The sequence below is a fragment of the Salinibacterium sp. CAN_S4 genome (assembly GCF_015752305.1).
Lineage (GTDB): Bacteria > Actinomycetota > Actinomycetes > Actinomycetales > Microbacteriaceae > Rhodoglobus.
Map to the genome: position 1 here is coordinate 52,895 of NZ_JADOVB010000007.1, position 12,135 is coordinate 65,029.

Here is a 12,135-nt window from a genome sequence, read left to right on the forward strand (position 1 = left end):
CCTCGGAGGCGATCAGAGAACGTGCTGACTACGGTGCGGGAACCGGAGTCGGCGTCGGGGTCGGGGTGGACTGCTCGTTGAAGTCAGCTCCCGTCGCCTGCAGCACGAAGGCCTGGAACGAGGCCAGGTCGGTGACCGAACCCTCGTACTTGAGGCCATTCACGAGCACGGTCGGTGTGCCCTGCACATTGTCGATGTTCGAGTTGGGAATCGGACCGTTGAGCGCTCGAGCGGTCGAGGCGTTCACCCACGACTTGAACTCCTGGTCGGTGATGCAGGCTGCGACGTCGCTGGCGGACTCGACGTTCGCCTCGCCCGCAAACTCGATCAGCTGGTCGTCCGTGAGGCCTGTGGTGTTCTCGGCCGGCTGGTTCGCGAAGAGCAGGTTGTGGAAGTCGTAGAACTGGTTGGGCGAGTAGTTCGCGACGCAGGCTGTGGCGTTGGCGGCCCGGGTCGAATACTTCGTGCCCTGTGACAGGCGGTCGAGGATTGTGATCGGGTGGATCTCGACCGTCGTCTTGCCGTTCTCCATCAGGCTCGAGATGTACTCGCCGTTCGTCTTCTCGAAGTCACCGCAGATCGGGCAGAGGTAGTCGACATACATCTGGATGTCGAGGATACCCGCTGCCTCGTCCCTCGTGTTCGGAATCGGCTCTTCGTCCGACTCGAGCGCGGGGGTCTCGGTGGCGATGGAGCCCTGCGAGATCTGGATGCCGTCGCTGGCCATGTTCTGTGGGCCAGGCCCGACGGGGCGCACGGAGTTGACGATGACCAGTGCGATGACCGCGACGATGGCGAGTGACGCGAAGATGATTCCGCCCTGCAGCAGGAACTTCGTGCGGCGATCCTTCTTCTTCTGGTCTTCGCGAAGAACTCGGGCCTTATCGCGTGCGGCTTCGCGTTTCTCGTTCTTCGAGAGCCGCCCGTCGCCGGGTGTGACGTTGCTCAATCGATCCTCATTCATCAGGTCGGTACGGGCGCGTCGGGTGCGGCGCGCCTGTCGAATTGTACGAGGGATGCCTGTGTATTGCCCAAACGGGATCGCTTTGACCCCGTTTCGGGTGCCATAATGAAGGGTGGTGGCACTGTCACCACTTCCATTCACTAAGGATCGTCCGGCACGTACCTGCCGGTGAAGGAGCACTAATAGTCATGGCATCAGTCACATTCGACAAGGCAACCCGTCTCTACCCCGGCTCGACCAAGCCGGCAGTAGACGCCCTCGATCTCTCGGTCGCCGACGGCGAGTTCCTCGTCCTCGTCGGACCGTCCGGTTGTGGAAAGTCGACCAGCCTCCGCATGCTCGCGGGCCTCGAAGAGGTCAACGACGGCAACATCCTCATCGGTGACCGCAACGTCACCGACGTTCCGCCGAAAGACCGCGACATCGCGATGGTCTTCCAGAACTACGCGCTCTACCCGCACATGACCGTCGCCGAGAACATGGGCTTCGCCCTAAAGATCGCCGGCGTCAACAAGGACGAGCGAGCCACTCGCGTTCTCGAGGCAGCCAAGCTTCTCGACCTCGAGCCGTACCTCAGCCGCAAGCCGAAGGCACTCTCGGGTGGCCAGCGCCAGCGCGTCGCCATGGGCCGCGCCATCGTGCGCCAGCCCCAGGTGTTCCTCATGGACGAGCCGCTGTCGAACCTCGACGCAAAGCTGCGCGTTCAGACCCGCACCCAGATCGCGAGCCTGCAGCGTCGACTCGGTGTCACCACCGTCTACGTCACCCACGACCAGACCGAGGCGCTCACCATGGGTGACCGCATCGCTGTGCTGAAGGATGGCGTGCTGCAGCAGGTCGGAACGCCCCGCGACCTGTACGAGGCTCCGCAGAACGTGTTCGTTGCCGGCTTCATCGGCAGCCCGGCCATGAACCTGTTCGACGCCGACGTCGTCGACGGCGGACTCAAGTTCGGATCGGCCATCGCCGCTGTCGACCGCGAGACCTTCAGTGGCACGCAGGCCAAGACGGTCACCATCGGTATCCGTCCCGAAGACGTCAAGGTCTCCCACACCGGAGATGGCCTTGCTGTCGACGTCGACCTCGTGGAAGAGCTCGGCGCCGATGGATACCTCTACGGCCACACCGACATCAGCGGGAAGCGCGTCGACATCGTCGCCCGCGTCGATGGACGCAACCACCCGAACGCCGGCGAGAAGGTCTTCATCACGCCGGAGCCGAACCACATCCACGTATTCGAGACCGAGTCGGGCCTGCGCCTGAGCAAGGCCGTCACAGTAGCCTAAACATTCGATGATGATCGGGCCTGTCGGGTTTCCCGGCAGGCTCGATCCGTCTTTAAGGACAGCATGAGCGGCTCACTGAACATCACCGCGGCCACGGTCGACCCTGCACTGCTCGACCTGCCCTGGTCGTTGCCGCTGGAGATCTGGCCGGAGGACACGATCGCCGCGTTGCCGAAGGGCATCTCGCGGCACCTCGTGCGCTTCGTCAACCTCAGCGGCTACGTGGTCGCCATCAAGGAGACGTCGGCGGAGCTCGCCCGCAAGGAGTACGACATGCTGCGAAACCTCCAGCGACTCGACATTCCGTGCGTGGATCCGCTCGCGGTGATCACCAACCGCACCACAGACACCGGCGAGCCGCTCGAGTCGGTGCTCGTCACCCGGCACCTGCGCTTCTCGCTGCCCTATCGCGCCGTCTACTCCCAGAGCCTGCGGCCCGAAACCGCGACCAGGCTCGTCGATGCTCTCGCGGTGTTGCTGGTCAGGCTGCACATCGTCGGCTTCTTCTGGGGCGACGTCTCACTCTCCAACACGCTCTTCCGCCGGGACGCCGGCGCCTTCGCTGCGTACCTCGTGGACGCGGAGACGGGCCAGCTCTACAGCGGACTGTCCAACGGCCAACGCGAGAACGACCTCGAGATCGCCAGGGTCAACATGGCCGGTGAGCTGCTCGACCTGCAGGCCGGAGGCCGCCTCGCCGACGACATCGACCCCGTCGAGATCAGCAACGGGATCGTCGCCCGGTACCGCACTCTCTGGAAAGAACTCACGGCATCCGAAGAGTTCGACCAGTCCGAGCGCTGGCGTATCAACCAGCGGGTGGAGCGGCTCAATGAGCTCGGGTTCGACATCGAAGAACTCGCCATCAAGACCGACGAGTCCGGTACGCAGGTGCGCATCCAGCCCAAGGTGGTGGATGCCGGCCACCACTCCCGCCGACTATTGCGCCTGACCGGTCTCGACGCCCAGGAGAACCAGGCACGACGACTGCTCAACGACCTCGACTCGTACCGGGCCACCTTCGAGAAGCAGAACCTCGATGAGGAGGTCGTGTCACACGAGTGGGCGGCGAGAGTGTTCGAGCCGGTCATCCAGGCCATCCCGAAAGAGATGCGTGGAAAGCTCGAGCCTGCCGAGATCTTCCACCAGCTGCTCGATCACCGGTGGTATCTCGCCCAGAACGAGTCCCGCGACATCCCCCTCGCCGAGGCCGTATCGAGCTACATCGAGAACGTGTTGCAGCATCGCCGCGACGAGGCGACCATGATCGACCCGCCGACGGGCACGTACACCGTGCCCACGGAGGTCATCAACGAGGATGACTGGCGCTCCAAGGTCTAGACGAGCATCCCCAGCGGATTCTCGATGCGCTTCACGAACGCCGCGAGCCACTGCGCCGCGAGCGCTCCGTCCAGCGCCCGGTGATCCGCCGAGAGCGTGACGGTCATGATCGTCCCCACGGCGAGTTCACCGTCGACGACGATCGCCTGCTGGCGGGCGAGGCCGACGGCGAGGATGGCCGACTGCGGAGGGTTGATGATCGCGGAGAATTCGGTGACCCCGAACATGCCGAGATTCGAGACCGCGAAGCTGCCACCCTCGAGTTCGTGCTGTTCGAGGCGGCGAGCACGAGCGCGCTCGGCGAGGTCTGCGACATTCCGGGCAATCTCGGTCAGCGACTGCTTCTCCACCGATCGAAGCACCGGGGTCACGAGCCCGCCATCGATCGACACAGCCACCGACATGTCGACTGTCGAATACCGCCTCGTCGCTGTCTCACCCCAGGTCACATTCGCGTCGGGGACATCCATGAGCGCGGTCGCGGCAGCCTTGAGCACGAAGTCATTGAGCGAGACCTTGACACCCGCGCTCTCGTTGACGGCCTTTCGCAGGGCTATCAGCTGGTCGACCCGGCAGTCCGCCACGAGGTAGAAGTGGGGCACAGTCGACTTGCTCTCGGTGAGGCGGCGCGCGATCGCCCGCCGCATGCCCGTATGCGGCACGTCGACGAATGACGCCTCTGTTCCGGATGCCACGGCGGGGGTTGCTGCGGCGGGCGGGGCCACGGGCTCCGGTGCGCGGTCGAGGTCGGCCCTGACCACGCGACCACCGGGCCCCGTGCCGGTGAGACTCGCGAGGTCGACTCCGCGTTCCCGCGCGAGTCGCCGGACCAGCGGACTGACGAACCTGCGGTCCGGCGCGGCGGCGGTCGCGGCATCCTGAACCGGATCCGCGGAGGGCAGCGTGGTGGGGGCGCTCGCCACCGGGGAAGGTGCGGGCTCAGGCGCCGTCTCAGGCTCGGGAGCGGAGGCGACTGCGGATTCCGGAGCCGGTGACTCGAGGTCGTCGATGTTCTCGCCCTCTGCTCCGAGAACGGCGATCGGGTCGCCCACTTTGACCTGGACACCCTCTTCGACGAGCAGCTTCAGCACGGTGCCCGAGGTCTCTGACGCGTACTCGACGATCGCCTTCTCGGTCTCCACTTCGGCGAGCGGAACTCCGACCTCGATGGACTGCCCCAGGGTCACGAGCCAGGTCTGGATCGCCGCCTCGCTCGAGTTGGCGAGAACCTCCGGCATCCGGATGATGGTGGCCATCAGCGTTGCCCCAATCCGGTGCGGATTCGTTCGAGACCCGCGACGACCTCTTCGGTGCGGGCGATCGCCGCACGTTCGAGCACGCGGGAGATGCTCGGCGACGCCTCGGATCCCGTCACCCGCTCGATCGGCTGGTCGAGCCAGTCGAAGAATCGTCGCTGGATCTCGTCAGACAGCCAGGCGCCGTACGAGGTGCCCTGTGCTCCCTGCTCCACGATGAGCACGCTGTTCGTCTTGCGGATGCTCTCACCGATCGTGTCCCAGTCGATGGATGCCCGGTCGAGCCAGCGCAGGTCGATCACCTCGGCGTCCACCCCCGTCTGCTCGACGGCTTCGAGCGCATGGCGCACCATCGAGAGGTAGCTGATGACGGTCACGTCGTTGCCCGCGCGGCGGATCGCGGCGTGGCCGGGCAGCAGGACGTAGTCGAGGTCGCCCTCGGGCACTTTGTCCGGCACCGCGTAGAGGTCGACGTGCTCGATGACGAGCACCGGATCCTGCAGCGTGAGCGCTGCGTTCATCAGGCCCACATAGTCGGCAGCCGTCGAGGGAGCCACGATGCGCCAACCGGGGCTGGTCGCAAAGATACCGGCCGGGTCCATGAGGTGCTGTGAGCCGTAGCCGGAGCCCATTGCCACCTTGGTGCGGAGCACGAGCGGCACGGCATTGTCACCGCCGAACATGTGCCGCGCCTTGCCGATCTGGTTGAACACCTGGTCGGCGGCCACCCACATGAAGTCCGGGTACATGAATTCGATGACCGGCCGGAATCGTCCGTCGAGCGCGAGCCCCGCCCCTAGCCCGGTGAACGCGTTCTCGCTGATGGGGGTTCCGACGACGCGGTCACCGCCGTACTTCGTAAAGAGCCCCTTCGTGGCACCGTTCGTGCCTCCGCTGAGTCTGTGCACGTCTTCGCCCATGACCACGATGCGGTCATCCTGTTCCATGCGGCGATCCATGACCTGTGCGACGGCGTCGACGAACTTGACGTCACGCCAGGTTGCGGCGTAGTCGAGCGGGTCGGAGACTGTCGCGTCGGCGAGTTCGCTGCCGTCGCCACGCACACCCACGTTGACGAAGCCGACGTCCGGCCACAGTTCGGCGCGAATACGGCGCTTGCCGGATGCCTCGGGGTCGGCCTCGAGCAGCTCCTGAGCGGCAGCGACCATCGCCGACTGCGCCTGGGCGCGCACGGCATCGACACCGGCCTGGTCGATGAGGCCGAGGGCGATCATCTCGCTCGCGACCCGGTCGAGCGGGTCACGGGCGCGCCACGACGCCTCTTCGGCCTTATCGCGGTAGCCGAAAGCGCTGCCGGGGTATGGACCGTTCTGGTGGAAGAACCTGTAGACCTCGACCTCGATGATCGCCGGCCCTTCTCCCCCGCGCATCCGCTCCGCCGCCTGCTCGGTCGCGAGGTACACCGCGAGCGGGTCCATGCCGTCGACGCGCCAGGCCGGGATGCCGAACCCCTGGCCGCGCACGGAGAAGCGTGGATCGGCCGTGACTTCCTCGGCTTTGGTCGAGACGGCGTAGAGGTTGTTCTCGATGAAGAACGCGACGGGGAGTTTCCACGCGGCCGCAAGGTTCATGCTCTCGAGCACGGAGCCGATCTGGCTGGCCCCGTCTCCGAAGTAGTTGATGGTCAGGTCGGTCGTGCCGCCGTGCTTCTGGGCCCAGGCGTTGCCCGCCGCCATGGCAGCGCCACCGCCGACTATCGCGTTGGTGCCGAGCGCGCCGGCCTCGAACCACTGGAGGTGCATCGATCCACCGCGCCCGCGGCAGAACCCCTGCGCGAGTCCGAGGATCTCCGCGAGGGTGCGTTGCAACACGGTCTGGATCTCGGAGCTGACAAGGGCGTCCAGGTCGAGTCGTCCCGAGCTCACGTGGGTAATGGCTTTCGCCAGGAACTGGTGGTGACCACGGTGCGAACCGTTGACCCCGTCGGCCGAACGCAGCCCGATGATGGAACCGACGGCTCCCCCCTCCTGGCCGATGCTGGAGTGGGCCGGTCCATGCACGAGCCCTTCGCCCGCCAGCTCGAGAACAGTCTCCTCGAAGGCACGGATGAGGTGCAGCTGGCCGAGCATCGAGGCCAGCAGTGCTGGATCCGCCGCTTTCCAGTCGGCGGCAGTGCTGGTGATCTCGACCCAGTCGACCCCAGTCTCAAGCATGCGCGTTGTCGGCATCGTCCCTCTATCTCCGTTGATCGACGTTCTCTGACAGTAAACCGGGATTGAATACAATTGCAAGCCCAAGCCTTGATTTCCTCCATGAATGCGCGATGATAGGCACGTACTGGATTCAATCCAACAACAAGGAGGTTGAGATGGCGCTCCCCGGACTTCGCGGCACCGACCACATCGGATTCACCGTGCCCGACCTCGACGTGGCAGACGACTTCTTCGTCAGGGTGCTCGGCTGCGAGTTCGTCTACTCCCTCGGCCCCTTCGCCCGGGAGAAGGGCGAATGGATGCAGAAGCACCTCGGCGTGCACCCCCGCACCGTGATGCGCAGGCTGAACTTCTACCGCTGCGGTAACGGATCCAATTTCGAGGTCTTCGAGTACGAGGCCGCCGACGGCCAGGCACCCCAGCCACGCAACAGCGACATCGGAGGCCACCACCTCGCGTTCTATGTCGACGATTTCGACGCGGCACTCGACTACCTCCGTGCGGAAGGCCTGACCATCCTGGGCGACCCCACGGCGAGCGCTAGTGCGAGCCTGGGCCAGCGCTGGGTGTATTTCCTCAGCCCCTGGGGAATGCAGTTCGAACTCGTGAGCTACCCCGATGGCAAGGCATACGAGAAGGATGCGCGGGTGCTGCTGTGGCATCCATGACAGAGGGAACGACGGAAACCATGCAGAACATCAGGATCGCGGTCGCCGGGACCGGCGCGAATGGCGCCTCGATGGGTGCGGACATGGTGCGAGCCGGGCTGGACGTCACGTTCATCGAGCAGTGGCCAGCCCACGTCGACGCGATGCGGGAGAACGGCCTGACCGTGCACCTCCCCGACGGCACGAGCGAGAACACCGGCGTCGCGGTGTTCCACTTCTGCCAGGTCGCCGAGCTTCGCGGCACCTTCGACGTCGTGTTCATCTCGGTCAAGACATACGACACCCGCTGGGTCACCGAACTCGTGAAGCCACTGCTGCACGATTCTTCGGTCGTGGTGGGGCTGCAGAACGGTATGACCATCGACGACGTCGCCGACATCGTGGGGCCGCAGCGGACCGTGGGAGCCGTGCTCGGCATCGCCGCCAACATGTTCACCCCGGGCGTCGTGGTCCGCCAGGTGTCCCGGGCCGGAACCTGGCTGACGGTCGGCACACTCGATGGCACGACGACCCCCGCGCTCGAGAATGTCGTGGAGGCGCTCGGGCATGCCGGTCGCATCTCGATCTCCGCCGACATCCGCTCATCCAAGTGGATGAAGCTGCTCGCCAATATCCCCGAGATGCTGCCATCCGCGCTCATGAACGTGCCCCTGCTGACGGCCGCGAACACCGAGGGAGTGCGCCCGGTCATGGACGCCATGTCCCGCGAGGCGTACCGCACAGCCATCGATCTGGGAATCACCATGGTGCCCGTGCTCGGCAAGTCGGCCGAGGATATGCCGGACAGCGACCAGTACGCGATCGACCTGCTCGATACGATCCTGCAGTCGTACTCCCTGCCGGATACCCGCGTCGCCGTGCTGCAGGACTGGGACAAGGGCCGCCGTGCAGAACTCGACGCGTTCAGTGGCTACGTCGTCTCGAAGCAAGCGGAGCTGGGCACCACGGCGCCCGTCAACGAAGCGATTCTCAGGCTCTCGGAACGGGTCGAGCGCGGCGAGCTAACGCCGAGCCCCGACAACGCAGCACTCATGATCGAGGCTCTCGCGGCCGGGCGCTAAAGTGACATCAGAGCACGAATCGCGGCACGAGGACGTGTCGACAGGTGAGGGAGAGATGATCGAGGTGGCGTTGCAACTGACCCCCGAGATCTCCCCCACCCACGGCAACGCGAGCGCCCGCATTGCCGAGCAACTGCGCATGGCCATCCTGCAGGGCGAGTACCAGCCGGGGCAGCGGATCAGGCAGGATGACGTCGCCCAGCGATTCGGCGCGAGCAGGGTTCCCGTCCGCGAGGCATTCCGCACTCTCGAGGCAGACGGGCTCGTGACCCTTGTCGCCAACGCCGGTGCCTGGGTGTCGCGGCTGAGTCTCGCCGAGTGCGATGAGGTCTACCAGACCCGAGAACGGGTCGAGCCCCTGCTTTTGCGCTACGCCATGCCCGGCATCGACGAAGCGAAGATGGACAGGCTGGACGAGCTCGCGGCCCGGATGCAGCGCACCGAGAGTGTCGAGGAGTTCCTCAGGCTCGACCGCGAGTTCCATCTCGGCTCCTACGAGTCTGCAGAGACCACCGTGCTCGGCGACCTCGTGCGGCGGCTGTGGAACACGACGCAGCACTATCGTCGCGCGTTCACGCTGCTGCTCGACGAACACTCTGCCCGTGTCGTGCACGACGAGCACCACATGCTCGCCGGCGCTATCCGAGACGGCGATGCCGACGATGCCGAGCGCATCCTGGCCGGGCACATCCGGCGCACCAGGCTGGGGCTCGACCGTCACCCCGAAGTTTTCGACCTCACTCCCGACCTCCACCAGCGAAAGGCATAATCATGGCCATTGCCACAGTCAACCCCGCGACCGGCGTCACCGAGAAGACCTTCGAAGCGCACGACGAGCAGGAGATCGAACGGCGTATCGCGCTGGCCGAGGCTGCGACCCGCGGAATGCGCACCACGAGTTTCGAAGAACGCGGCCAGTGGATGAGTGCCGCCGCAGACCTGCTCGAGGCGGATGTCGAGGAGGTCGCGCGCATCATGACCCTCGAGATGGGAAAGCCCCTCGCCCAGGCGAGGTCCGAGGCGCTCAAGTGTGCCAAGGGCATGAGGTTCTACGCGGAGCACGCTGCAGAGTTCCTCGCCGATGAACCGCTCGAGAACCCGTCGAGCGTCAACGCGTCCAGCGCATACTCGGTCTACCAGCCGCTCGGGGTCGTCCTGGCGGTCATGCCCTGGAACTTCCCGATGTGGCAGGTCGTACGGTTCGCCGCCCCCGCGCTGATGGCGGGCAACTCGGGGCTGCTCAAGCACGCCTCCAACGTTCCGCAGACCGCGCTCTACCTCGACACCCTCTTCATGCGCGGTGGCTTCCCCGAGGGCGCGTTCTCCACGCTGCTGGTCGGATCCCAGGCGATCGCCGCGGTGATCCAGGATTCCAGGGTCAAGGCCGTCACCCTCACGGGCTCAGAGCCGGCCGGTCGCGAGGTCGCCGCCAACGCCGGCAGCCAGATCAAGAAGGCCGTGCTCGAGCTGGGCGGTTCAGACCCCTTCATCGTCATGCCGAGCGCCGACATCGATAAGGCCGTCGACGTGGCGGTCACCGCCCGCGTGCAGAACAACGGCCAGTCGTGCATCGCCGGCAAGCGCTTCATCGTGCACGCCGATGTCTACGACCGATTCGCTGCCCTGTTCGCCGAGAAGCTCAGCGCTCTCGTCGTCGGCGACCCGATGGATGACGCCACCCAGGTCGGCCCGCTGGCCACTGAGTCCGGACGGGACGAACTCGCCGAGCTCGTGGAGGACGCGAAGCTGCACGGCGCCACCATCCTCGCGGGAGGCTCGGCTCCGGATCGCGCCGGCTGGTTCTACAACCCCACACTCATCGCCGACCTGCACGATGGCATGCGACTGGTGATGGAGGAGGCCTTCGGCCCTGTGGCATCCCTCTACCGGGTGGAGTCGCGCGAGCAAGCCCTCGAGATCGCGAACCAGACCACGTTCGGTCTCAGCTCCGCGGTGTGGACCACGGATGCCGTCGACGAGCAGTACTTCGTCGACGCCCTCGATGCCGGGGCCGTGTTCATCAACGGGATGACGATCTCGTACCCCGAGCTGCCGTTCGGCGGAATCAAGGCATCCGGTTACGGCCGCGAGCTCGCCGCCGCGGGCATCCGCGAATTCTGCAACCTGAAGACGGTCTGGAAGGGCTGAACGGGCTGTTCACTTCGACTTGGAAAGTGTTCAGTGAGAGTGTACATTTGCAGGGAGCTACGACGGCGTAGCCAGGAAGGTCGCTGCAGGCAATGTCACCAAGCACCACGTCATCAGGAACACACAGGGCGCTCGTCGTCGGATCGACCGGGATCGTCGGCCAGACCGTCGGCCGGCAGTTCGCAGAGCAGGGGTGGGAGACCTTCGGGCTCTCGAGGTCGGCGTCCGTCGACATCCCCGGTGTAACCAACGTCACCGGCGATCTGCTCGACCCCGAGTCGCTCTCCGCGGCCCTGGCCGACGTGAACCCCGAGGTCGTCGTCATCACGGCATGGATGCGCAACGACACCGAGGCCGAGAACATCCGCGTCAACAGCGCGACAGTGCGCAACGTGCTCGCGGCACTCGAACCCTCGGGTTCCGTGCGCCACGTCGCGCTGCTCACGGGACTGAAGCACTACCTCGGTCCGTTCGAGTCGTACGGCACCGGCGTGATGGCCGACACTCCCTTCCACGAGAGCGAGCCTCGACTCGACTTTCCCAACTTCTACTACGCGCAGGAAGACGAGGTGTTCGCGTCAGCGGAGCGCAACGGCTTCACGTGGAGCGTCCACCGCGCACACACCATCTTCGGTTTCGCCACAGGTAACGCGATGAACATGGCGCTCACGCTCTCCGTCTACGCGACGCTGTGCAAGAAGCTGGGCCAGCCGTTCATCTTCCCCGGTTCGGAAGAGCAGTGGAACTTCGTGACGGATGTCACGGATGCCGACCTCCTCGGCGAACAGCTGATCTGGGCATCCACCCACACCGAGGCCGAGAACGAGCCGTTCAACATCGCCAACGGCGACGTGTTCCGCTGGCGCTGGCTGTGGCCCCAGATCGCGATGCACTTCGGCGTCGAGTGGGAAGGGTTCGAGGGCGAGATGCGACCGCTCGAGTCGCGGATGGCCGGAATGGACCAGGCCTGGGCCGAGATCGCCGCCGAGCACGGGCTCGTCGAGAGCGACCTGGGCAGGCTCGCGTCGTGGTGGCACACCGACGGGGATCTCGGTCGCACCATCGAATGCCTCACCGACATGACCAAGAGCCGCGAGGCCGGGTTCCTGAACTTCAGGTCGACGCCGGCCAGCTTCTTCGACAAGGTCGAGCGCTACCGCGAGGCCCGCATCATCCCCTGATCGCTCGACATCTCGCTCGATCGTCAGACACCGAAACGGCGCCAGCCCCCACAGCC

General features: G+C 65.5%; 10 protein-coding genes. 7 read left to right on the forward strand and 3 right to left on the reverse strand.

Annotation, left to right across the window (positions count from 1 at the left end; translation table 11 throughout):
- Positions 1-28: 28 nt before the first annotated feature.
- A complete protein-coding gene (locus IWX81_RS14600; RefSeq protein ID WP_334594389.1) occupies positions 29-949 on the reverse strand; it encodes a DsbA family protein in 921 nt (306 codons plus the stop codon).
- Between the two features lie 203 nt (positions 950-1,152).
- Between IWX81_RS14600 and IWX81_RS14605 the strand changes: the two genes are divergently transcribed.
- Both IWX81_RS14605 and IWX81_RS14610 read left to right on the forward strand, forming a co-directional pair.
- Complete coding sequence (locus IWX81_RS14605) at positions 1,153-2,250, forward strand: ABC transporter ATP-binding protein (RefSeq protein ID WP_199282069.1); 1,098 nt, start codon at positions 1,153-1,155, stop codon at positions 2,248-2,250.
- A gap of 63 nt (positions 2,251-2,313) precedes the next feature.
- Positions 2,314-3,591: a DUF4032 domain-containing protein gene (locus IWX81_RS14610; RefSeq protein ID WP_199282070.1), complete on the forward strand. Its 1,278-nt coding sequence runs from the start codon at positions 2,314-2,316 to the stop codon at positions 3,589-3,591.
- On the opposite strand, the gene IWX81_RS14615 is transcribed toward IWX81_RS14610, so the two are convergent.
- Both IWX81_RS14615 and IWX81_RS14620 read right to left on the reverse strand, forming a co-directional pair.
- On the reverse strand, positions 3,588-4,847 hold the full coding sequence (locus IWX81_RS14615; protein WP_199282071.1) for a dihydrolipoamide acetyltransferase family protein: 1,260 nt from the start codon (positions 4,845-4,847) through the stop codon (positions 3,588-3,590). The genes IWX81_RS14610 and IWX81_RS14615 overlap by 4 nt on opposite strands.
- Positions 4,847-7,036, reverse strand: coding sequence for an alpha-ketoacid dehydrogenase subunit alpha/beta (locus tag IWX81_RS14620; RefSeq protein ID WP_199282072.1), 2,190 nt, complete (start codon positions 7,034-7,036; stop codon positions 4,847-4,849). Before IWX81_RS14620 ends, IWX81_RS14615 begins: the two co-directional genes overlap by 1 nt.
- Positions 7,037-7,176: 140 nt before the next feature.
- On the opposite strand from IWX81_RS14620, the gene IWX81_RS14625 reads away from it, so the two are divergent.
- The 5 genes from IWX81_RS14625 to IWX81_RS14645 all read left to right on the forward strand — a co-directional run bounded on the left by IWX81_RS14625 (position 7,177) and on the right by IWX81_RS14645 (position 12,079).
- Positions 7,177-7,689, forward strand: a complete 513-nt coding sequence (locus tag IWX81_RS14625) for a VOC family protein (RefSeq protein WP_199282073.1) — start codon at positions 7,177-7,179, stop codon at positions 7,687-7,689.
- Positions 7,686-8,750, forward strand: coding sequence for a ketopantoate reductase family protein (locus IWX81_RS14630; protein ID WP_334594410.1), 1,065 nt, complete (start codon positions 7,686-7,688; stop codon positions 8,748-8,750). Before IWX81_RS14625 ends, IWX81_RS14630 begins: the two co-directional genes overlap by 4 nt.
- A 1-nt stretch (position 8,751) precedes the next feature.
- Entirely contained in the window at positions 8,752-9,519 is a 768-nt protein-coding gene (locus tag IWX81_RS14635; RefSeq protein ID WP_334594396.1) for a GntR family transcriptional regulator, read from the forward strand.
- Positions 9,520-9,521: 2 nt separating this feature from the next.
- On the forward strand, positions 9,522-10,898 hold the full coding sequence (locus IWX81_RS14640) for an NADP-dependent succinic semialdehyde dehydrogenase (RefSeq protein WP_199282075.1): 1,377 nt from the start codon (positions 9,522-9,524) through the stop codon (positions 10,896-10,898).
- Positions 10,899-10,990: 92 nt separating this feature from the next.
- Positions 10,991-12,079, forward strand: a complete 1,089-nt coding sequence (locus IWX81_RS14645; RefSeq protein ID WP_199282076.1) for an SDR family oxidoreductase — start codon at positions 10,991-10,993, stop codon at positions 12,077-12,079.
- Positions 12,080-12,135 lie beyond the last annotated feature (56 nt).